The organism is Methylorubrum podarium (assembly GCF_040270385.1).
Taxonomy (GTDB): domain Bacteria; phylum Pseudomonadota; class Alphaproteobacteria; order Rhizobiales; family Beijerinckiaceae; genus Methylobacterium; species Methylobacterium podarium.
The window spans coordinates 1-21,680 of the sequence record NZ_JBELQE010000134.1 but is presented as its reverse complement, the minus strand read 5'-3'; the positions used below and the strand labels follow the sequence as shown (position 1 = coordinate 21,680).

Here is a 21,680-nt window from a genome sequence, read left to right as displayed (position 1 = left end):
CCCTGGCCGGGCACGACTGCGCGAGGCCGCGGCTCTTTCGGGCTCATCGTGCGTTCATGAGCGCGGGGCTAAGGCCAAGCATGACCATCGTGAGCCAGCGGGAGGGGACGAGGACGATGAAGAGTGGAGTTCTGGCCATCGGGCGCACCCTGGGGGTCGCCCTGGCCCTCGGGTTCGTGGCGAGCCCGGCGAGCGCCCAGTATTACCGCGACGGCTACGACAGCCCGCGCCGCTACGACGACGGCTACGGCCGCCGCTACCGCGACGACGACGATTACGGCCGGCGCCGCCGCTACGAAGAGGATGACGGTCCGCGCTTCCGCGGTCCCCCGCCCCCGCGCTACGGCCGCGGCGGCGGCAGCATCTGCGTGACCGCCCGCGGCAACTGCCCGACGGGCTTCGCGCCGGTGAACTCGCCCTGCGCCTGCGACATTCCCGGCTTCGGCGTCAAGCGCGGCGCCGTCGGGCGCTGAACCCAGGCAAGGCTGTGAGAGGCGCGCGGCCTGCACGATCCGGTGCAGGCCGCTTTCTTTTGGATTGGCGGCGCCTCAGGCGCGCACGCGCTCGATCTGCGCGCCGCAGCGACCGAGCTTGGCCTCCAGCGCCTCGAAGCCGCGGTCGAGGTGGTAGACGCGGTTGATCTGCGTCTCGCCCTCCGCGGCGAGCGCGCCGATCACCAGCGAGACCGAGGCGCGCAGGTCGGTGGCCATCACCGGCGCGCCCTTCAGCCGCTCCACGCCCTCGACCACGGCGAGGTCGCCGTCGAGGCGGATCCTGGCGCCCAGGCGCGCCAGCTCCTGCACGTGCATGAAGCGGTTCTCGAAGATCGTCTCGCGGATGCGCGACTGGCCCTTGGCCAGCGTCATCAGCGCCATGAACTGCGCCTGGAGGTCGGTCGGGAAGCCGGGGAACGGGTCGGTGGTCACGTCCGCCGGGCTGATCCCGCCGCCGTTGCGGCGCACCCGGATGCCGTCGGGCAGGGCCGTGACCTCGGCGCCGGTCGAGGCCAGCGTGTCGAGCGCCGACGAGAGCAGGTCGGCCCGGGTGTTGACGAGGGAGACGTCGCCCCCGGTCATCGCCACCGCCATGGCGTAGGTGCCGGTCTCGATCCGGTCGGGCAGCACCTCGTGCCGTGCGCCGCCGAGGCGCGCGACGCCCTCCACGACGATGCGGGAGGTGCCGGCGCCCTCGATCCGGGCGCCCATCTTGATCAGGCACTCGGCGAGATCGACCACCTCCGGCTCGCGGGCGGCGTTGTCGATCACGCTGGTGCCGTAGGCGAGCGCCGCCGCCATCAGGGCGACGTGGGTGCCGCCGACCGTGACGCTGGGGAAGGTGATCTCGGCGCCGCGCAGGCCGTTCCTCGTCTTCGCGACGACGTAGCCGCCGTCGATCTCGATCTCGGCGCCGAGCTTTTCCATGGCCATGATCAGCAGGTTGACTGGCCGCGTGCCGATGGCGCAGCCGCCGGGCAGCGACACCTTGGCCTCGCCGAAGCGGGCCAGCAGGGGCGCGATGACCCAGAAGCTCGCCCGCATGGTCGAGACGAGTTCGTAGGGCGCGGTGGTGTCGATGACGTTCGAGGCGGTCAGCCGGATGGTCTGGCCGGTCTCGGCGGTCTGGCCCGGCCGCTTGCCGACGACCATGTGATCGACGCCGTGATTGCCGAGGATGCGCGTCAGCGCCGCGATGTCGGCGAGCCGCGGCACGTTGATGAGCTCCAGCGTCTCCCCGGTCAGAAGGCTCGCGATCATCAGCGGCAAAGCCGCGTTCTTGGCGCCCGAGATCGGGATCGTGCCGTTGAGCGGCGTGCCGCCGGTGATGTGGATGCGGTCCATCGGGGTCCTCGAAGCGCCTCCGTACCGGTCGCGGAGGTCGCCTTGCGTGCCGGGCGCGGGGGCGCCCCTCATTCGATTGGAGGTATAGGCGGTATCCGGCAAAAAGAAGAAGCGTGGCCGTTCGGTTCCACCCCGCGCCCCGCGCATCGCTCCCGGGGAGGCGGGGCGAGAGGGTCGGCGGGCGCCGAGCCTAGCGTTTCCGGGGCGGCTGAGCCTCCGGCTCGGGCTCGGATGGGGCATCGGGCGCGTCGTCGGCCCGGCCCCGCGCCTGCGCCTTGCGGCGGCGGAGGTTGTCGCGCAGGGCCGCCTTCAGCCGTGCCGCCCGCTCGTCGTCCTTGGTCGCCATCGCCCGTGTTCCGACACGATCCTGCCCGCCGGACCCGCCGAGGCGGGCGCGGCCGTCTCGGGAAGGCCGTATCGCGGTTTCGCGCCCTTCGCCAGCGCTCCGGCCGCCGCCCGACGACCGCGCCGGACGGCCGGCCCGCCGCGCGAATCATGCCGCGACCCATCGTCACCGGCGCAGCGTTTCGAGGACGAACGGGATGAACGAGACCCGCCCGCTCGAGCCCGAACCGATGCCGGACGACGTCCTCGGCGGTGCTGCGCAGGAGAGACGTCCCAGGCTCGGACCCGAATACGGATAAGATCCCTGAGGCTGTTCAAGCCGGCGCAAAGCCGGCGCAAAGCAGGAATGTCTCGAACTCACCTTGAACCAGTTCGAAAATACCTCCTATCTTGCGGTCACAGCGGCGCCGGCGAGGGACTCGTCCCGGAAGCAAGCGGGCGCCGCCGGTTGGACGATGACGCGCGGAAGGTCGCGCCGCTCCCCGGGGGCTGAACCTTGGGAGATCACCGCCCGGCTGCGAACGGTTCGGCGACGCTCTTCGGGGCGGCGCGCGCGCCTGAATTCTTTACCCGAGGCGTCCCAAGAAGAACGCCCGGCCAGCCGAAAGCGTCGAGGACGGATGCCCGTGAACCTGATGCCTGTGAACGCTGCCGACAGCACCGTGTCCGATGAATCGATCGTGGGCGGTGATGGCGGCGTGGACGATGCCGGCGTAAGCCATGGCGCAAGCAATGGCCGGGCCAGGTTCGAGCGTCCGCCGGCCCGACCGACCGGGCCGCGCACGGATTACGACGGACATTTCCGGGCGGCCCTCGACCGGCTGCACAGCGAGCGCCGCTACCGCGTCTTCGCCGATATCGAGCGCATCTCGGGCCGGTTCCCGCAGGCGTCGTGGCGGCGCCCGGAGGGCGGCAGCCGCGAGATCACCGTGTGGTGCTCCAACGATTATCTCGGCATGGGCCAGCACCCGGAGGTGGTCGGCGCCCTGACCCAGACCGCCGCCCGCTGCGGCGTCGGCGCCGGCGGCACCCGCAACATCGCCGGCAACAACTCGCCGCTGGTCGATCTGGAGCGCGAGCTCGCCGATCTGCACGGCAAGGAGGCCGGCCTCGTCTTCACCTCGGGCTACGTCTCGAACCAGGCCGGCATCTCAACGATCGCCAAGCTGATCCCGAACTGCCTGATCCTGTCGGACGCCTTCAACCACAATTCGATGATCGAGGGCGTGCGCCATTCCGGCTGCGAGAAGCGCGTCTTCCGCCACAACGACCTCGAACATCTCGAGCAGCTGCTCGCCGAGGCCGGCGACCGGCCCAAGCTGATCGCCTTCGAGTCGGTCTACTCGATGGACGGCGACGTGGCGCCGATCGCGGCGATCTGCGACCTCGCCGACGCCTACGGCGCCATGACCTATCTGGACGAGGTCCACGCCGTCGGCCTCTACGGCGAGCGCGGCGCCGGCATCGCCGAGCGCGACGGCGTGATGCACCGGGTCGACGTGATCGAGGGCACGCTGGCCAAGGGCTTCGGCTGCGTCGGCGGCTACATCACCGGATCGGCGACGCTGTGCGACGCGGTGCGCAGCCACGCGGCCGGCTTCATCTTCACCACCGCCCTGCCGCCGGCCGTCGCCGCGGCGGCGCGCGCCTCGGTGCGCTACCTCAAGCGCTCGAAGACCGAGCGCGAGGCGCATCAGCGCCAGGCCGCCCGCACCAAGGCGGCGCTGGAGGCCGCCGGCCTGCCGGTGCTGCACACCGAGACCCACATCGTGCCGCTGATGGTGGGCGACGCCGAGCTGTGCAAGGCGGCGGCCGACCATCTGCTGGAGCACCACGACATCTACATCCAGCCGATCAACTACCCCACCGTCCCGCGCGGCACCGAGCGCCTGCGGATCACGCCCTCGCCCTTCCACGACGACGAGCGGATTGGCGCGCTGACCGCGGCCCTGGTCGAGACCTGGGACACGCTGGACCTGCCGCGGGCCGGGACGGTGTTCGCGGCGGCCGCGGAGTAGGCGACATGCCGCGGGCGCGCCCGGTTCCGAACCAACCGGGCGCCCCGCGATGAGACCGGCTTCCCTGCGCGAGGTGGTCGAGCGGGCGCGGGTGGACGGCGATTGGGACCACCACCTGCAAAACTTCCTCGACGCCTTCTACGCCCTCGACGGCGACACTGCCGCGCAGGGCGCGATGATCGCCGAGGATCCCGGATTCCTGGGTCGCGCCCGGCCCGATGCCTTCCTCGGCGGGGTCGGCGAGCATCTGGCCCGGCGCTGGCGGCTGCCGTCCATCCCGTCCTGGGTGCGCCACGAGGCGCGCTACCTCGACACGGCGATGTTCGTGCCCGACGAGCGCAACCTGCGCAACTACCTCATCTGCGTCAGCCCGGTCTCGTTCCGCCCGCGCCTGATCTTCACCGGGCCGGACCCGCTCCAGCGCGCCCGCTTCCCCTACCACCGCGGCGTGATCCGGATGCCCCTGACGTTTCCGCAGGGGCCGGAGGCCGCGGCCCTGTTCGAACCGAAGCGGTGAGGGGGCTCCAGCCCCCTGTGCCGCATCGTCTCTTCAGACGAGCCGGCAAGCGCCTTTCGGGACGAGGCTCTAGCGCCGCTTGATCTCGTTCGACCAGCCATGGGTGGCGGCGGCCTTCTCGATCTTCTCCTTGAGCTGCGGCATCAGCGTGCCCATCCACTGCTGCATCCCCGTCAGCATGGCCTGGCTCAGCTGCGGCTGCGCCTTGACGAGGTTCCGGCCCGCCGGCGTGGCGTAGAAGGCCGCGACCGCCTTCAGGTCCTCCTTCGAGAGGACGGCGGCGAAGCTGAGGGCCTGGATCGCGAGCAGGTCGTCGTAACGCTCGGAGAGGGTGGGCAGGACGACCTCGTCCACCATGACCTGGGCCTTTTTCGGGTCCGTCAGCCCCATCTGCTGCATGACGCCCGCCATCGGCGCCTTCATCGCCGCGAGCACCGCGGCCCGGTCGCCCTGCGCGGCGGCGACGACCTCGCGGGCGGCGGCCAGGCGCTCCGGGTCGGCGCTCACCTGCGGCACCGCGGGTTTTGCGGGCGCCTGCGCCAGAGCCGGCGCCGTGATCAGACCGAGACCAAGGAGTCCATAGAGCACGACCATCCGCATGATTCGTCCTTCCTTGCCGTTGCGCGCGGAAGAGGCGGCAGATGGGCCGCGATGTCAAAGCGTGAGGACGAGCCCGTCCTCCGCCGCGATGTAGCCGTCCGGCGGATGGGCGAGCATCTCCGGGCTCATATGCGTGAGCATCAGCCGTTTCGGGGCGATCTCGGGCAGGCGCCGCCTCAGCGTCGCCCAGTCGAGGTGGAACTTCACCGGACGCTCCACGGTGTAGCCCTCGGCGATCATCAGATCCGCCCCGCGCCCCGCCGCGACGATGTCCTCCACCCACTCGGTGTCGCCGGTATAGCTGACGACCTTGCCCCCCGCCTCGATCCGCAGGGCGTGCGCGGGCGCGCCGGAGGGATGGCGCATGGTGAAGGCCGTCGCGCGCACGCCGTCGGTCTCGACCGGACATCCGGCCTCCATCTCCACGACCTCGACCCGGAAGCGCCGCTCGACCGTGCTGGAGCCGGGAAACAGCACCTCCATCGCCGCCGGGAGGCGATCGGCCGTGCCCGGCGGCCCGACCACCGTGAGCGGATCGGTGCGCCCGCTGACGAGCTGCCCGTCGAGGATCAGCCAGGGCAGGCCGCCGAAATGGTCGCCGTGGAGATGGGTGAGGAACACCGTGCGGATGCGGTTCGGATCGACGCCGAAGCGCCGGATCGCGATCAGCGCGGAGGCGCCGCAATCGATGAGGAAGGCACCGCCGAACGCATCGACCGGGTTATCGACCGAGGTATCGATGTGGAAGCAGGTGTGGAAGCGCCCGCCCGAGCCGAACGCGTCTCCGCAACCGAGAACCTGGAGCCGCATGAACCTCTCCTGTGTCGCGTGCCTTTTCCACGATCCCCGGATCACGGAAAACGCTCTAAGTGTCTGATTTTCCGAATTGTCTTCGCGCGAGCCGGTGGCCGCCCCGCTCGAACATGCTCCGGCATGGGGAGATCTCGGTCGCCGGGCGACCGCGGCAATCGTCCGGGCCCGGCATTTTCTCCGGATGACCATCGGGACGCGCGACGGTGCCGCCTCACGCGATTCCGCAATCGGCAAGGCCGCTCTTCCGAAAGCTGAATCCCACTTCACTTGAGACGCAGCGGTAAAAGGGGGACATTGCGACACGCTTCCGGGGTCTCGCTTCGCGAAAAGGCTGCCGGAGTCTGGATGTGGACAAATGCGATCCTGACTTGCGGGGGAGGAATGCGAAGAAAATCCTGTCCTCACCGGCCGGATACGGTATCCGGCGGCTTTCGAAGGCGCCGACGTCCCGGCTCCTCGCCGCGGACGTCTCATTGTTCTCCCCGGATTCATGACGCTTCATTCTCGCTCCCTTCCCTCCGTCATCCGCTCGGCTTCGATCGAACCGGCCGCCGTCCTCTCGGCGGAGGGCGCGGCGCTGATCGACCGGATCTACGAGGCGGCGGCGGTGCCCGAGCTGTGGCGCGAGGTGCTGATCGAACTCGCCCGCTTCGCCGGTGCGCCCGAAGCGGTGCTGATCGTCTCGACCGGGACGCACTACCGCGGCTTCGTCACCACATCGCCGGAGTTCGACGCGCTGGTGACCGAACATTTGAGCTTTCCCGGCAACGTCCGCACGGAGCGCCTGCTGGAGCTGCGCCATCCCGGCTTCTGCAACGACCTCGACGTCGTGACGGAGGAGGAGATCGCGACGCTGCCGCTCTACCGGGATTTCCTGATCCCGCGCGGCTACGGCGCCGGCACCGCGACGACGGTGATGGTGCCGAGCGGCGACAGCGTCATCGTCCATTGCGAGCGCGCCCGCGCGGAGGGCGATTTCGGTCCGCAGACCCTGGCCGCGCTCAACGGGCTGCGCCCGCATCTCGCGCGGGCCGCGCTGCTCTCCGCGCGCCTGGAGATGGAACGGGTCGCCACCACGACGCAAACGCTCGAAGCCCTCGGCCTGCCCGCCGCCGTGCTCGGGCAGGGCGGGCGGGTCATCGGCGCCAACCCGTCCCTGGTGGCGATGATGCCCCACACCCTCAGCGACCAGCCCTCGCGGCTCGCCGCGGTGGATCCGGCCGCCGACCGGCTGCTGCGCGAGGCGCTCGCGCGGTCCGGCCCCGGGACGGAGGCGGCGGTGCACTCGATCCCGATCGCCGCCGCCGACGAGCGGCCCCCGGTCATTCTCCATCTCGTGCCGATCCGCGGCGCGGCCCACGACGTGTTCGTCCGCGCCCGCTTCGTGCTGATCGCCACGCCCGTCGTGGCCCAGGAGGTGCCGGGTGCCGACGTCGTCCAGGGCCTGTTCGACCTGACCCCGGCGGAGGCCCGTCTCGCGGCCCTGATCGCGGCGGGCGACGCGCCGGCGCCGGCCGCGGCCAAGCTCGGGATCACCCCCAACACCGCCCGCTCGGTGCTGAAGCGTATCTTCCAGAAGACCGGCGTCTCGCGCCAAGCCGAACTCGTCGGCCTGCTCGCCGGGCGGGGATTGCGCGGCTGACGGCCGATGCGCGGACCGAGACGCAGCCATCGCGTCGGCAAACTCGCAACTTCGAAAAAACCGCTCTATAAGCCCGGCTTCGCGCGAGGCGGGAGGGCCCGCGCGCATCACCCGGTGGGGTGAGCGGAGAGAGTATCATGGCCGAGCGGTGGACCCCGAAAACCTGGCGCAACCTGCCGATCCAGCAGGTCCCGTCCTATCCGGACGCGGGCGCTCTCCAGGCCGTCGAGGCGCAGCTCGCGAGCTTTCCGCCGCTGGTTTTTGCCGGTGAGGCGCGCAAGCTGAAGAGCGCGCTGGCGCGCGTCTCGACGGGCGAGGCCTTCCTGCTCCAGGGCGGCGACTGCGCCGAGAGCTTCGACGAGCACTCCGCCGACAACATCCGCGACTTCTTCCGCGTCTTCCTGCAGATGGCGATGGTGCTCACCTTCGCGGGCGGCTCGCCCGTGGTGAAGGTCGGGCGCATCGCCGGGCAGTTCGCCAAGCCGCGCTCCTCGCCGACGGAGACGCTGGAGGGCGTGTCGCTGCCGAGCTACCGCGGCGACATCATCAATGGGCTGACCTTCACGGAAGAGGCCCGCGTGCCCGATCCGAAGCGTCAGCTCGAGGCCTACCGGCAGTCGGCGGCGACGCTGAACCTGTTGCGCGCCTTCGCCACCGGCGGCTACGCCAACCTCGAGAACGCGCATCGCTGGATGCTCGGCTTCGTGAAGGATTCACCGCAATCCTCGCGCTACCGGGACGTCGCCGAACGGATGTCGGACGCGCTCGACTTCATGCGCGCCATCGGCATCAACCCGGAGACGCACCAGGAGGTCCGCACCACGGATTTCTACACCAGCCACGAGGCGCTGCTGCTCGGCTACGAGGAGTCGCTGACCCGCGTCGATTCGACGAGCGGCGACTGGTACGCCACCTCCGGCCACATGCTCTGGATTGGCGACCGCACCCGCCAGCCGGACCACGCCCACGTGGAGTATGCCCGCGGCATCAAGAACCCGATCGGCCTGAAATGCGGTCCCTCGACCACGGCCGAGGGACTGATCCGGCTGATCGACCTCCTCAACCCGGAGAACGAGGCCGGCCGCCTCAGCCTGATCTGCCGCTTCGGCGCGGACAAGGTCGGCGACCACCTGCCAGGGCTGATCCGCACGGTGCAGCGCGAGGGCCGCAACGTGGTGTGGGTCTGCGATCCGATGCACGGCAACACCATCGCCGCCGGCCGCTACAAGACGCGGCCGTTCGAGCGAGTGATGCAGGAGATCGAGGGCTTCTTCGGCGTGCACCGCGCCGAGGGGACGATCGCCGGCGGCATCCATCTGGAGATGACCGGCAAGGACGTCACCGAGTGCACCGGCGGCGCCCGCGCGCTGACGGCCGACGACCTGCAGGACCGCTACCACACCTATTGCGACCCGCGCCTCAACGCGGAGCAGGCGCTGGAGGTGGCGTTCCTTACCGCCGAACTGGTGAAGCGCGAGCGCGCCGAGATCGAGCGCCCGCGCCTCGACGCCGCGGAGTAGTCCGGGCCGGGATCGGCCTGGAGAGAGAGGGGGCGGGTGCGATCCTGCAGGATCGCGCCCGCCCTTTTTCATGGGCGTGAAGCGTTCTGCATCGCGGGACCTCGCCGCCGCGACGCGCCGCCGACAAAACATTCCGCGAAGCACCACATCGATGCGCGTCAAGAATGTTTCTTGCCGCTCGGCTTGGTTATCATCCTCTTAAGCGATCGGCTTCGGAGGCGGCATGGCGGTATCGGTGACCAGGAAGAGTTCTCGCATTCGCAGTCTCTGGCCGAGCTGGAATCCGGGAGTGCCTTCCGCCGTCCCGTCCCCGCTGGACCGGCACCCGGTCGAGCTGCACCCGGTCGCGCCCGAGACGCGCCTGCCGCCGCACAGCTTCACCGCCAACGAACTCATCGCCATGGCGCGGGCCGCCCGCGCGCGCCGCCTCGATCCGTGAGGAGGGGCGTCATACGGCTTCCGGTTGATTCCTTCGTTGCTGCTTCCCGTCATTCCGCGGCGCCGAAGGCGAACCCGGAGCCGAAGGGGCGCGCCGGAGGCGTGCAATCCACGACCGGCCGCTACCCTCGCATCTCGGGTGGATCCCGGGTTCCGCTGCGCGGCCCCGGGATGACGGGGGCTGAACCGATCCATTCAATCGGAAACGGCATCAGTTCCGGCGTGGCTTGGTGACGGTGAAGAGGGCGGTGAAGTCCGGGTTCTCGACGATCCGGTCCTGATCCGCCAACTGGTAGAGACCCGGCTCGCCGACCTCGATTGCTTCGAGCAGGGGGGCGACCGTGAAAGGCTCGCCCTCGTCGCGGGTCCGGATGACGATGCCCGCCTGGGCATCGACCGTCTCGACGATTCCGAAGACTTGTTCCCGACTGAGTAGGACACCCTCGGAATCGACATAGGTCAGGCCGACGAGGAGGCTCGAACCGATCAGATCGTCGGCGAGGTCCTGATCCCAGTCCTCGTCGCACGCCCCGCTGTCGATGGAGGGCATCGCTCCCCGCCGTGCTCGAATCAACGCCTTGTCGTCGGCGATCTGAACGATCATCGCGCAACCTCTGGCTGCCGGCAAGGGCCCGACCCATCGCCGGTTTGGCGAGGCGTCCCGCGAGACCCTACTGCACCAGCGCCAGACGACCGCGCGCCTCGGCGGCTCCGGTTCGGATCGGCGCCTCGCTGTGGCCGGCGAAGAAATCCTCGACCATCTCCCGCAGGATCTCCGCGAGATCGCCGCCGCGATCCGCCTCGACATGCACGTCGTTGCCGACCGAGCGGCCGAGGCTCGGTGCCGCGTTGCTGGCCAGGGTGAGGAGCCGCTCGTTGTACTCCGCCCCGAGGCCCGTCACCGCGATGAAGTTGCGGCCGCCCAGCACGGGGCCGTACTTCACGGTGATCCGGTGCTCCTGATCGGCGCCGTTCTGCAGCGTGGCGGTGAAGCCGACGAAATCGTCCCGGTCCACCTCCGGCGCGGGGCAGACGATCCGGCCATGCGCGATGTCGTCCTCCTCCAGCACTTCGGCCATCAGCGTCAGGGCCTCGGTGATCGGAGCCAGCGCCCGCGTGCCGTCGGCGAGAAGCTTGGCGCGGACGCGATGCTTCTGCGCGTCGGCCGCACGCAGGCGCGCACGGAAACGGTTCTTGATGTCGAAGGGGTTCGTCATGGAGGGGTCCCCGCTCGAATGTTCGGTGCCCTTGTGATCGATCCTGAAATTAGGAAGACGACCAGTAAGCGTCAAGCTGATGCACAGTATTCGTGCCTGCTTCGGCACTGAGCTATTGCATCGTTATATGGCGTGCATACTTTTTGTGCAGAATAGAGCGCGTCGGTTTCTGCTGCACTGCACGCGGCGGTCCGAGCCGGCGAGGGACCCGAGGCTTTCGCTGCCCTCGCATTGCGCTCTCTCGCGGAATGCGCGTATCCGACAAACCGGCCTTCTCTCCCATCGTTCCGGCGAGGAGCGGCCGAGCACGGACGGATCAGCGGGGAGCGGCGCGCCTTGGCCAAGACTCTTGCGAGCAAGATCATGGCGAGCATGACGGGCTTCGCCCGCGCCGCCGGCACGACCGGCGCCGTGCAGTGGCTGTGGGAGATCCGCACCGTGAACGGGCGCGGGCTCGACATCCGCGTGCGGGTGCCGAACGGCTTCGACGCGGCGGGGGAGGCGGCCCGCGCCGCCCTGTCCAAGGCGCTCTCCCGCGGCCAGTGCCAGCTCACCCTGACGCTGACGCGGCCCGAGGCGGCGGCGCGGGTGCGCATCGACGAGAGCCTGTTGGCGAGCCTCGCCGCTGCCGCCGCCCGCGTGCCGCGCCCCGCCGGGGTCGGCCCGGCGACGCTGGACGGGCTGCTGTCCGTCCGCGGCGTCGTGGAGACGGAGAGCGAGGCCGGCGCCGACCCGGAGGCGCTCGAGCGCGACCTCGCCGCCGGGATCGACGGCCTCGTCGCCGACCTCGTCGCCGCCCGGCAGGCGGAGGGCGCGCGGCTGCACGCGATCGTGACCGGCCAGATCGCCGACATCGCCCGCCTGACGGAGGCCGCCGAGGATTGCCCCGCCCGCCGGCCCGAGGCGGTGCGGGCCCGGCTCGCGGATTCGGTGGCCGCGCTCGTCGGCGCCGGGGGGCTCGATCCCGACCGCCTGCATCAGGAGGCGGTGCTGCTCGCCGCCAAGGCGGATGTGCGCGAGGAACTCGACCGCCTGCGCGCCCACCTCGCCGCCGCGGGCGAGCTGCTGGCGGAAGGCGGCGCGATCGGCCGGCGGCTCGATTTCCTGGCCCAGGAACTCGGCCGCGAGGCCAACACGCTCTGCGCCAAGGCCGGCGACATCACCCTGTCGCGGATCGGACTCGACTTGAAGGCCGTGGTGGAGCAATTCCGCGAGCAGGTGCAGAACGTCGAGTGAGGACGCCGAACGTGGGCAGCGGAGTGAACGGCCGATGACGCAGGACGCCACGCAAGGCAGGCCGGACATCGCCCGGCGCGGGCTGATCCTGATCCTGTCCTCGCCCTCGGGGGCGGGCAAGACGACGCTGACCCGCGCCATCGCCCAGGACGGCGGCTGGGGCCTCGACCTGTCGATCTCGGTGACGACGCGGGCGCGCCGCCCCTCGGAGATCGACGGGCGCCACTACCGCTTCATCGACCGCGAGGCGTTCGAGGATCTGCGCGCCCGCGACGACCTGCTCGAATGGGCCGAGGTCCACGGCAATTTCTACGGCACGCCCCGCCGCCCGGTGGAGAAGACGCTGGGCCAGGGCCGGGACATGATCTTCGACATCGACTACCAGGGCACCCGCCAGGTCCGGCAGCGGCTGCAGGACGACGTGGTGACGGTGTTCATCCTGCCGCCGAGCTTTTCGGAGCTGCGCAACCGGCTGGAGCGCCGGGCGGAGGACGCGCCGGAGACCATCGAGCGGCGGCTGGCCAACGCCCGCAACGAGATGCAGCGCTGGAGCGAGTACGACTACGTCATCGTCAACGACGACCTCGACGAGTCGTTTCGCGCACTCCAGGCGATCCTGACCGCCGAGCGCCTCAAGCGCACCCGCCGCACCGGCCTGCCGGGCTTCGTCGACGGGCTGCTGGCCGAGGCCGAGCGAGGCTGAACCGATCTCTCCTCCCCGCAAGGGGGAGCGGAGTCCCACGCCTCATACGGTTTCCGGTTGCTTCCTTCGGTGCTGCTTCCCGTCATTCCGGGGCGCCGAAGGCGAACCCGGACCCGAAGGGGCGCGCCGGAGGCGTGCAATCCACGACTGGCCTGGACGCTCTGTTTCAGCCGCGCATCACGGGTGGATCCCGGGTTCCGCTGCGCGGCCCCGGGATGACGGGGGTAGGTCCGAACCGAACCAATCAACCGGAAACAGTATCACTCCGCCGCCGTGCGCGGCCGATCCGAAAACGGCTCCTCCACCTGCGCCGCGTGGAGGCGGCGGTAGTAGCCGTCGCCGGCCAGCAGCGCGTCGTGGCGCCCCTGCTCGGCGATGCCGCTCTCGGCCACCACCACGATGCGGTCGGCGTGGCGGATCGTCGCCAAGCGATGGGCGATCACCAGCGTCGTGCGCCCCTCCGCCAGCTCGAACAGCGAGGCCTGGATCTCTCGCTCGGTCTGCGTGTCCAGCGCCGAGGTCGCCTCGTCGAGGATCAGGATCGGCGGGTTTTTGAGGAAGGCGCGGGCGATGGCGAGCCGCTGCTTCTGGCCGCCCGAGAGTTTCACCCCGCGCTCGCCGATCACCGTGTCGAGCCCCTCGGGCAGCGACGCGACCAGGCCGTCGAGTCGGGCGCGGGCGGCGGCGTCCAGGATCTCCGCCTCGCTCGCGCCGAGACGGCCGTAGGCGATGTTCTCGCGGATCGTGCCGGCGAACAGGAACACGTCCTGCTGCACGATGCCGATCTGGCCGCGGAGCGAGCTCAGCGTCAGGTCGCGGATGTCGCGGCCGTCGATGGTGATGCGCCCGGCTTCCGCTTCGTAGAAACGCGGGATCAGCGAGAGCAGCGTGGTCTTGCCCGCACCCGAGGGGCCGACGAAGGCCACCGTCTCCCCCACGTGGATCGTCAGATCGACGCCAGCGAGCACCGGCCGGTCCGGGCTGTAGCCGAAGCGCACATTCTCGAAGCGGATCTCGCCCTTGAGCGGCGGGGCGGGGATCGCGCCCGGCCGGTCGGCGATGTCCGGCTCGGTGGCGAGCAGCGCCTGGTAGCGGCGAAAGCCGGCGATGCCCTTCGGGTAGGTCTCGAACACCGCGCCGATCTTCTCGAGCGGCCGGTAGAACACGCCGACGAGGAGCAGGAAGCCGACGAAGCCGCCGGCCGTCAGGTCGCCGCGCACGACGAAGGCGGCGCCGCCCAAGAGCACCACGATCTGCACGAGGCGCAGGCCCAGATAGTTGATCGAGAGGGCGCCGGCCATGAGCCGGTAGGCTTCGAGCTTGGTCGTGCGGTATTTCAGGTTGTCGGAGGCGAACAGCGCCCGTTCGTGTGCCTCGTTGGCGAAGGCCTTCACCACGCGGATGCCGCCGACATTCTCCTCGATGCGGGCGTTGAAGGCGCCGACCCGCCCGTACTGCGCCTGCCAGTTGCGGGTCATGCGCCCGCCGTAGCGGATGGTGACGAAGGCGATCACCGGCAGGATCGCCAGCGTCATCAGCGCCAGCGGCGGGTGGACGAGGAACATCAGGGCGAAGGCGCCGAACAGCGTCATCACGGCGATGAACAGATCCTCGGGGCCGTGATGGGCGACCTCGCCGATCTCCTCCAGATCCTTGGTGACGCGGGCGACCAGATGGCCGGTCTTCTGCCCGTCGAAGAAGCGGAAGGAGAGTTTCTGCAGGTGATCGAAGGCGCGGGCCCGCATCTCCGTCTCGATGTTGATGCCGAGGACGTGGCCCCAATAGGTGACGACCACCATCAGCCCGGCATTGGCGACGTAGAGGAGCAACAGGCCCGCGGCGGCGAGCCAAATCAGGCCCCAATCCTGCTGCGGCAGCAGCCTGTCGACGAAGGCTTTGACCGCGAGCGGGAAGCCGAGTTCGAGCAGGCCCGAGAGCACGGCGCAGCCGAAATCCACTAGGAACAGCGTCCGGTGCGGCCGGTAATAGGCGAGGAAGGCCTTCAGCATGGCGCGGCTGTGACGGATGTTTCGGCCCGGAAGAGGGCGGCTCCCTGGCGCATAGGCGAGGGCGCGGGCAAGCGCCAGCACCCGCGGCGCGGGGCGGCCCTCAAGACGCCGCGCGGTCGGCCGCGCGGTCGGCGATGAGCGTCCGGGCGATGGCGCCGCGCAGGAGTAGCACGGCGAGCCCGTAGAGCGGCACCGCGAGGGCGAAGTAGGCGGGCCAGCCGACCGCGCCGGCGAGCGCCGGCGCCCCGACCCGCAGCGGCATTGCGGCGAAGAAGGCGGCGCCGAACAGGAGCGCGTAGTCGGTGGCGGGCTGCGGCCCCTGGGCCCAGCGGTAGATCATGTTGAAGACCGGCACCCCGAGCCCGCCGCCGCACAGGATGCCGAGGATCGCCGCGGCGAGGCCGAGAGCGGGCGCGGCGGTCGCGCTCGCCCAGAGCATGAGCAGCCCGGAGGCCGCGACGCCGAGGGCGGAGACGGTGACGAGCGGCAGCGTGCCGACGCGCCGCACGAGATAGCCGGAGACCAGGGCCATGACGAGGTTGATGCCCGAGGAGAGCCCGCCGGTGACGAGGCCGACCTCGGAAAGCGGCACGCCGAGATCGAGCAGGGCGAGGTTGTTCGAGCCGGTGAGCGCGAACATCGCCGCGAAGTAGAGGCCGAGCACCAGCACGCGCCCGCCGAGCAAGCGGAGGCGCCCGAGCGCGAGCGCACTCCGCTGCGCCTCCGCCGAGACCCGTCGCAGGGCCCGCTCGGGATAGCGCAGCATCGGCATGAGGCAGAGCCCGTTCAGGACCGCCACCGCGAGCACGGCGCCGTGCCAGCCGAGCCGGTCGTACTCGGCGATCAGCAACCCGGCGCCGACGATGCCGCCGAGCGAGGCGCCGCAGAGCTTGGCGGAGGCGACGTAGGGCCGCCGCTCCGGGCCGACCGTCTCGACGACGAGGGCTTCGAGGGCGATGTCCATGGTGGCGACGCAGAAGCAGGTGGCGAGCGCGAGCCCGAACAGGACCGGCAGCGGCCACGCCTCGCCCCGGCTCAACACGAAAAGCAGGGCGATGGCCGCCCCCTGCATCAGCACGATCCAGCCGAGCCGGTGCGGCAGGTGCGGCAGGCGGATACGGTCGACGAGCACGGCCCAGAGGAAGGTGAGCCCGACCGGCAGGTTGATGAGCTGGAGAAAGCCGACCTCGGCGAGATCGACGCCCCGGGCCCGCAGGATCAGCGGCGCACCGCTGATCAGGAAGCCGAGTGTGGTGCCGAAGGTGATGTAGAGGCAGAAGAACGGCGCGAGCTGCGCCGCCCAGCCGGGCGCCTCTCGAGCGGGTGCGGGCATCGCGTCCCGCGCGGAGTCGGGGCGGCTCACGCGTTCAAGCCCCGTCGCCGGAGCGGCGGGCCGCAGCGATCCAGTGCCGATCCGTTGCCCATCCCCGGTCCATAGGCGATCCGGCACGCCGCCGCGCGCGCTTTCTCGGCGGTGCAGCCCAGCGCCGCCTTATACCAAGCTGCATGGCACCCGACCGTTGGTCGGGTGCCATGCGTCCGGCGGACGCCCGCCGCCGCGCCGTCGCGCGGGCAATCGACGATGAGTCATCATCATCGTCGATTTGTATTACGGACGATCCTCCGGCTCGGCCGTGTCGGCCTCGGGGAGGAAGGCCGCGCAGAGCAGGGGCATCGCCGCGAAGCGGATCAGGCGGCGGGCTGTGCCGGGTTGCAAGCGCCGATGCAGGTCCCAGGCCTCCTCTGCCGCCCCGACGGGCACCGTGCCGCCGAAGCGCTGCGTCATCAGCGCCTTCGTGACGGGCCACGGATGATCGAGCCCGCGCAGGATCGCCGCGAGAGGCGCCGGCGAGGGTGCGTCGAAGGCGGCCACCGTCGCGGCGAGCGGCAGGCCGGCGGCATGGGCGATGGCGGCGAGCCCATCCTCGATGCGGTTCAGGGTCACCCAGCGTTCGAGCTGGGACGCGCCGGGACCGCGGCGCGCGCCGCTGAACCGGCCGCCGATGACATCGAGCGAGGCGCGAAACCGCGCGAGGCGCTCCTCCGCGACCGGGCGGCCCAGCGTCTCCTCCGCCTGGGCCAGCAGGCGGTCCGCCCCGGCGCGATCGCCGCCGAGATCGCTCACCAGGGCCTCGGCGGCCCGTCGGCGCGTCCGATCGAGAAGCGCCGGCCGGTCCGGGGGCGGCAGGTCCGGCCGGAGGGCGAGGCGCAGCGTCACCGCCTCCGTTCGCTCGGAATGCGCCGCCAGGTCGGAGAAGCCCGCCTCCGAGAAGCGGGCGCCGGGATTGTCGAGCAGCCGGGCGGCGATGCGGCCGTCGCCGTGGCGCAGAAGCACCTCCGTCACGGCCGGCGTCACGGTCGGGCGCACGGCGATGGCGCGGCGATGGCCGTCGCTGCCCGAGGCCGCGAGCTCTGCCAGGAGGTCGTCGCCGAGGCTGGAGCAGCCCGTCAGGAGCGGTGCCGCGACGTCGATCGAGGCATCCCGCGCGAGCGCCTGCGAGGTGCGCGGCGGCCCGAGCCGCAACGGGGCGAGCCGCTCGGCGAAGGTCCGGCGCGCCGCCCTGTCGATCTGGTCGCACAGGGTGACGAGCAGACCGTCGAAGGCGGGCTTGTCCGGGGGCGGAAGGCGGGACCAGCGCTTGGTCAGCAGTTCCGCCGATTGCAGCACGAGCTGGGATTGGAGCGCCCGGTCGCCGCTGCGCAGGGCCGCCTCGATGCGCCGGACGAGGTCGTTGAGGCGCGCCCGCGTGTAGGGATGCGGCGTCGCGGACCGGTTTCCCGGCGTCTGGTCCTGCATCGGTCTCGGCCGGGAAGCGATGTCCATGGCTGCGGGTCGGCGCTCCGGAGCGGGCAGGCGCCGGCGCGGGAAGGCGCGAGGCTGTTCGTCTCGTATCGCGTTCTCGACAGGTCGGCGACGGCCTTCCGCGGCGATGCGCTAGACAACCTGCCCTACGGTCGGCCCGGCGTCGAGCAGGCTTTCGCGCCGCAGCGCGTTGATGAGGTAGGGATGCCACAGGCCGAAGCTCTCGTGCACGGCCTTGTCGATGTCGAAGAACTGGAACGGCTTGGGCAGGAAGCCCGAAGCGCCGAAGGTGGCGAGCTGGCGCTGGACGCCCTCCTCGATCCGCGGCCCCGTCATCAGGATGCGGGCGGCGGGATGGCGGTCGTTGATGCGGCAGGCGACTTCGAGAGCGGGATAATCGGGCAGGCTCAATTCGATGATGGCGAGATCGACCGGCCCCGCTTCGGCGAGCCGCACCGCGTCCCGACCGCCCGCGGCCTCGCGGATGCGGAACGCGAAATGGCTCTGCCCGAGGAGCTTGCGCACGAGCGTACGCGTCGCCTGGCCGGGATCGACGACGAGGCAATCGAGGGAGCGCGACAGGACTTGGTTGGCCGCGAGCAGGCGGCCGATATGGAGATCGCCCAGCGGCTTGAGGATCACGTCGTAGGCCCCCACCCGGCGGGCCGTGGCGGGCCAGCGGGGCGCGAGCATGTCGGTGACGAGGACGACGAGGCCCCGCGGGTTGCCGGTCTCGCGCCACCGCCGGATGTCGGCGCCGTTGGTCTGCGGCAGCAGCACGTCGATGAAGAGCACGTCGATGCGGGAGCCGGCGAGTGCGCGGTTCAGCGCGCCCCCGTCGGCCGCCTCGACGATCCGCGCTCCGGGATCGAGCCGTGCCACCGCTTCCGCGAGGGCCAGCCGGGTCTCCTCGTCCGGATCGGCGATCAGGATGGTGGGCGATGCGGTCACCGGCGGGCCCCGTAATCGGCGCGGCGGATGGCTGCGGCGCGATCCGCCGCGCGCTCAGCGCATCACATACACCTGCGTGCCGACGGAGACACGCTCGAACAGGTCGGCGATATCCTGATTGTACATGCGGATGCAACCGTAGGACGCGAAGGTGCCGATCGACCGCGGGCGGTTCGTGCCGTGGATGGCGTATTCACCGCCGCGCAGGGTCATCGCCGCCACGCCCATCGGGTTGCTCGGCGAGCCGCCGCGGATGAGGTTGGGCAGCCGCGGGTTGTCGCGCTTCACCTCGGCCGGGGGCGACCAGTCGGGCTGGTAGTACTTGCCGTCGATCTGGGTCGCGCCGCTCCACTGCTTGCCCGGCTTGCCGACCGCGACGGGGTAGCGGATCGCCGTGCCGTCGCCGTTGACGAGGTAGAGCCGGCGCTCGGTGGTGCGCACGACGATCGTGCCCGCGCCGATCCCCTCGGCGAAGGGGACGACCTCCCGGGCCTGCGCGGCACCCGCCGCGCACAGCACTGCCGCGAGCGCGCCCGCGAGACGCACCCTGTACTGGCCTGTTCCGAACATCGAAGATCGCCTTTCCAAGCTGGAGCGTAACTGGCGAAGACGATCCACCGTTCCAGCTTGCCGTTCTGCTTTACGCGCGGCGAAATGCGGGTCTCATGCCCGCCCTCTTGCACAGCCCGTTGTCGGGAGGGCGAATCCCCGGCTCAGGAAGTCCGATCAATTTTAAGCAACGGCGCCGACGCTCTCGCTCCTTGATCTTGCATCGTCTTTTTCCGGAAGCCGGCAACCACCTTTCGGGACGATGCTCCAGCGCCCTCAGCGCTCATGCAGGCGGACCGCCTCCGGGCACCGCTCCTGCCAGCCGTGGCGGACGAGTTCGGGGTCGGCATGCTCCTCGACCGGGTGGCCGACGCAGAGATAGGCGATCAGATCCCACGCCTCCGGCACGTCGAGGGCGTCCGTGACGGCGGCGGGCTCGACGATCGACACCCAGCCGACGCCGAGGCCGTGGGCGCGGGCGGCGAGCCAGAAGGCGTGGATGCAGGCCGCCACGGAATAGCGCAGCATCTCCGGCATGGTCGCCCGGCCGAGCCCGTGGCCGGCCTCCGTCGCGGAATCGCAGAACACCGCGAGGTGGACCGGGGCCTCGCGCAGGCCCGCGAGCTTCAGGCGGGCGTAGAGCGCGCCCCGTTCGTCGGGATAGGTCGCGCGGGCGGCGGCGTTGCAGCGCTCGAAGCTCGCGGCGACCGCTTCGCGCCGTCCGGCATCGGAGACCCGCACGAACCGCCAGGGCTGGCTGTTGCCGACCGAGGGCGCGAGCGCCGCGAGATCCAGGCAGGTCCGCAGCACGGCCTCGTCGACCGGGTCGGTGCGGAAGCGCCGCACGTCCCGCCGCCACGCGAAGAGATCCGCGAGGCGGGTCCGGAAGGCATCGTCGAAGACGGGCGGGCCGGCCGACGGGGGAGGAGAGTTCTCGGACATCGCCGCCGCTTCTCGCGCCGGCGGGCGCGGCTGCCAAGATGGTCATCGTGACCGCGGCATCGCCCCACGCTTGGGATCGACACGAAAAAAGGGCGGCGCTCCGAGGAGGCCGCCTGAAGTCCTTGGGTCTCGAAACCTCCGGGTGTCGGCTTGCCGGGATCCGCGGCATTGCCCGAGGGCTGGGGAGCTCGGGTTCAGGCGCCGCCGCGGTGGACAAACCGACGAGGTTTCAGGTCACAGTGAAAGCGTTTCGCGGTGGCGATGGCAAGGCGAGATCGCGGCAAGACGGTGATGTTTGCCACCTCACCGTGCGGCGACGCACATCGGTCTCGCGGCCCGGGCCGGAATCGTACCGTGACCGATGGCCGGCGAAGCACCTTGCGGGCGCTCCCGCCGAGTCCCATCATCTCCCCCTCGCCGCAGCAACGCCGGCACCGACACGGGAGCGACGATGAGTGAGGGGCAGAGCGTCGACCACCGCTCGAACGATCGAGAGAATCAGGTCATCCCGTTTCCGTCCTCGACGAGCCCACAAGTCGCCTTCCAGCGGGACGAGTTGCGAACCATCTTCAATCTGTACGGACGGCGCGTCGCCGAGGGCGAGTGGCGCGACTACGCCCTCGATTTCCGCCGGGACAAGGCGGTGTTCTCGATCTATCGCCGCACCTCCGAGATGCCGCTCTACCGGATCGAGAAGGATCCCAAGCTCGCCCGCCGCCAGGGCGCCTACGCGGTGATCGCGGCGAGCGGCCTCGTGATGAAGCGCGGCAACGACCTCGCCCGCGTCATCGGCGTGCTGGAGGGGCCGTTGCGGGCGGTCTGATCCCGTCGCCCGGGCCGAGAACCCTACCGGTTCGGGCGCAGCGTCGCGGCCGCCTCGGCGAGCCGGCGGATCGCCGCCGGGTCGGGCTTGCCCGCGGGCACCACCCAGCTTCCGCCGACGCAGAGCACGGCCGGATGGGCGAGCCACTCGCCCGCGCTCGCCTCGGTGATGCCGCCGGTGGGGCAGAAGCGCACCTGCCCGAAGGGCGCGGCCAGCGCCTTCAGGGCCTTCAGCCCGCCCGCCGCCTCGGCCGGGAAGAACTTGAAGCGGTCGAGCCCGTGGTCGAGACCGCGCATGATGTCGGCGGAGGTCGCCACGCCCGGCAGGTAGGGCACGCCGGAAGCGATGGCCGCCTCCGTCAGTGGGGCGGTCAGGCCGGGACTGACGATGAACTTCGCGCCCGCGCCGATGGCGGCATCGAGGTCGCGCGCATTCAGCACCGTGCCGGCGCCGACCACCGCGCCCTCGACGCGCGACATCGCCCGGATCACGTCGAGCGCCGCGGGGGTGCGGAGGGTGACTTCGAGGGCGGTGAGCCCGCCGCCGACCAGCGCCTCGGCGATCGGCACCGCGTCGGCGGCATCCTCCACCACCAGCACGGGGATGACGGGAACGGAGCGCATCAGCGCGTCGATGGTGCTCATCGGGTTCTCCTGCCCTGACAGATGCCCCCTCCCCCTTGCGGGGAGGGGGCATCTGTCAGGGCAGGAGAACCC

Annotated in this window: 22 protein-coding genes; 9 read left to right on the top strand and 13 right to left on the bottom strand. The window is 70.8% G+C overall.

The window, feature by feature from the left end; translation table 11 throughout:
- The first annotated feature begins 116 nt into the window (after positions 1–116).
- Entirely contained in the window at positions 117–473 is a 357-nt protein-coding gene (locus ABS772_RS25935; RefSeq protein ID WP_350397571.1) for a hypothetical protein, read from the top strand.
- 75 nt (positions 474–548) lie between these two features.
- Here the strand turns inward: ABS772_RS25935 and murA are convergent, their stop codons facing one another.
- Together murA and ABS772_RS25925 are read right to left on the bottom strand one after the other, a co-directional pair.
- A complete protein-coding gene (gene murA / locus ABS772_RS25930) occupies positions 549–1,838 on the bottom strand; it encodes a UDP-N-acetylglucosamine 1-carboxyvinyltransferase (protein WP_350397569.1) in 1,290 nt (429 codons plus the stop codon).
- Positions 1,839–2,028: 190 nt separating this feature from the next.
- Positions 2,029–2,184: a hypothetical protein gene (locus ABS772_RS25925; RefSeq protein WP_350397567.1), complete on the bottom strand. Its 156-nt coding sequence runs from the start codon at positions 2,182–2,184 to the stop codon at positions 2,029–2,031.
- 619 nt (positions 2,185–2,803) lie between these two features.
- On the opposite strand from ABS772_RS25925, the gene hemA reads away from it, so the two are divergent.
- Together hemA and ABS772_RS25915 are read left to right on the top strand one after the other, a co-directional pair.
- Positions 2,804–4,201 carry a 5-aminolevulinate synthase gene (gene hemA / locus ABS772_RS25920; RefSeq protein ID WP_238257809.1) on the top strand — a complete coding sequence of 466 codons (1,398 nt, stop codon included), beginning with the start codon at positions 2,804–2,806 and terminating at the stop codon, positions 4,199–4,201.
- Between the two features lie 49 nt (positions 4,202–4,250).
- Entirely contained in the window at positions 4,251–4,718 is a 468-nt protein-coding gene (locus ABS772_RS25915; protein ID WP_350397565.1) for a hypothetical protein, read from the top strand.
- A 69-nt stretch (positions 4,719–4,787) separates the two neighbouring features.
- Here the strand turns inward: ABS772_RS25915 and ABS772_RS25910 are convergent, their stop codons facing one another.
- Both ABS772_RS25910 and ABS772_RS25905 read right to left on the bottom strand, forming a co-directional pair.
- Positions 4,788–5,318, bottom strand: coding sequence for a DUF2059 domain-containing protein (locus tag ABS772_RS25910; RefSeq protein ID WP_238257814.1), 531 nt, complete (start codon positions 5,316–5,318; stop codon positions 4,788–4,790).
- Between the two features lie 54 nt (positions 5,319–5,372).
- Positions 5,373–6,128 (bottom strand): MBL fold metallo-hydrolase, encoded by a 756-nt coding sequence (locus ABS772_RS25905; RefSeq protein ID WP_350397563.1) that lies wholly within the window; start codon positions 6,126–6,128, stop codon positions 5,373–5,375.
- 493 nt (positions 6,129–6,621) lie between these two features.
- Here ABS772_RS25905 and ABS772_RS25900 point away from each other — a divergent pair, with 493 nt between their 5' ends.
- The 3 genes from ABS772_RS25900 (at position 6,622) to ABS772_RS25890 (ending at position 9,732) form a co-directional block, all read left to right on the top strand.
- The gene (locus ABS772_RS25900; protein ID WP_350397562.1) at positions 6,622–7,773 is read left to right on the top strand and encodes a helix-turn-helix transcriptional regulator; all 1,152 of its coding nucleotides are present in this window, start codon (positions 6,622–6,624) and stop codon (positions 7,771–7,773) included.
- A gap of 137 nt (positions 7,774–7,910) precedes the next feature.
- A complete protein-coding gene (locus ABS772_RS25895) occupies positions 7,911–9,293 on the top strand; it encodes a class II 3-deoxy-7-phosphoheptulonate synthase (RefSeq protein ID WP_238255977.1) in 1,383 nt (460 codons plus the stop codon).
- Between the two features lie 289 nt (positions 9,294–9,582).
- Positions 9,583–9,732 (top strand): hypothetical protein, encoded by a 150-nt coding sequence (locus ABS772_RS25890; RefSeq protein WP_350397560.1) that lies wholly within the window; start codon positions 9,583–9,585, stop codon positions 9,730–9,732.
- Positions 9,733–9,942: 210 nt separating this feature from the next.
- On the opposite strand, the gene ABS772_RS25885 is transcribed toward ABS772_RS25890, so the two are convergent.
- Together ABS772_RS25885 and ABS772_RS25880 are read right to left on the bottom strand one after the other, a co-directional pair.
- On the bottom strand, positions 9,943–10,335 hold the full coding sequence (locus ABS772_RS25885) for a hypothetical protein (protein ID WP_350397558.1): 393 nt from the start codon (positions 10,333–10,335) through the stop codon (positions 9,943–9,945).
- 67 nt (positions 10,336–10,402) lie between these two features.
- The gene (locus tag ABS772_RS25880; protein WP_238255980.1) at positions 10,403–10,948 is read right to left on the bottom strand and encodes a hypothetical protein; all 546 of its coding nucleotides are present in this window, start codon (positions 10,946–10,948) and stop codon (positions 10,403–10,405) included.
- 363 nt (positions 10,949–11,311) lie between these two features.
- Here ABS772_RS25880 and ABS772_RS25875 point away from each other — a divergent pair, with 363 nt between their 5' ends.
- Positions 11,312–12,184 (top strand): YicC/YloC family endoribonuclease, encoded by an 873-nt coding sequence (locus ABS772_RS25875; protein ID WP_350397608.1) that lies wholly within the window; start codon positions 11,312–11,314, stop codon positions 12,182–12,184.
- A gap of 34 nt (positions 12,185–12,218) precedes the next feature.
- A complete protein-coding gene (gene gmk / locus ABS772_RS25870) occupies positions 12,219–12,887 on the top strand; it encodes a guanylate kinase (protein ID WP_238255981.1) in 669 nt (222 codons plus the stop codon).
- 260 nt (positions 12,888–13,147) lie between these two features.
- Here gmk and ABS772_RS25865 read toward each other — a convergent pair whose 3' ends face one another.
- From ABS772_RS25865 to bluB, 6 genes are all read right to left on the bottom strand, one after another.
- The gene (locus ABS772_RS25865; RefSeq protein WP_350397557.1) at positions 13,148–14,896 is read right to left on the bottom strand and encodes an ABC transporter ATP-binding protein; all 1,749 of its coding nucleotides are present in this window, start codon (positions 14,894–14,896) and stop codon (positions 13,148–13,150) included.
- Positions 14,897–14,996: 100 nt separating this feature from the next.
- A complete protein-coding gene (locus tag ABS772_RS25860) occupies positions 14,997–16,229 on the bottom strand; it encodes an MFS transporter (RefSeq protein WP_350397607.1) in 1,233 nt (410 codons plus the stop codon).
- A gap of 276 nt (positions 16,230–16,505) precedes the next feature.
- A complete protein-coding gene (locus tag ABS772_RS25855) occupies positions 16,506–17,720 on the bottom strand; it encodes a DUF2336 domain-containing protein (RefSeq protein WP_350397556.1) in 1,215 nt (404 codons plus the stop codon).
- Positions 17,721–17,831: 111 nt separating this feature from the next.
- Positions 17,832–18,650 carry a response regulator gene (locus ABS772_RS25850; protein ID WP_238255985.1) on the bottom strand — a complete coding sequence of 273 codons (819 nt, stop codon included), beginning with the start codon at positions 18,648–18,650 and terminating at the stop codon, positions 17,832–17,834.
- A 54-nt stretch (positions 18,651–18,704) separates the two neighbouring features.
- Entirely contained in the window at positions 18,705–19,220 is a 516-nt protein-coding gene (locus ABS772_RS25845) for a L,D-transpeptidase (RefSeq protein ID WP_238255986.1), read from the bottom strand.
- Between the two features lie 255 nt (positions 19,221–19,475).
- Positions 19,476–20,141 (bottom strand): 5,6-dimethylbenzimidazole synthase, encoded by a 666-nt coding sequence (gene bluB, locus ABS772_RS25840; RefSeq protein WP_350397555.1) that lies wholly within the window; start codon positions 20,139–20,141, stop codon positions 19,476–19,478.
- A 451-nt stretch (positions 20,142–20,592) separates the two neighbouring features.
- On the opposite strand from bluB, the gene ABS772_RS25835 reads away from it, so the two are divergent.
- Complete coding sequence (locus tag ABS772_RS25835) at positions 20,593–20,964, top strand: DUF2794 domain-containing protein (protein ID WP_183436347.1); 372 nt, start codon at positions 20,593–20,595, stop codon at positions 20,962–20,964.
- Between the two features lie 23 nt (positions 20,965–20,987).
- On the opposite strand, the gene eda is transcribed toward ABS772_RS25835, so the two are convergent.
- Positions 20,988–21,608, bottom strand: a complete 621-nt coding sequence (gene eda, locus ABS772_RS25830) for a bifunctional 4-hydroxy-2-oxoglutarate aldolase/2-dehydro-3-deoxy-phosphogluconate aldolase (RefSeq protein WP_238255988.1) — start codon at positions 21,606–21,608, stop codon at positions 20,988–20,990.
- Positions 21,609–21,680 lie beyond the last annotated feature (72 nt).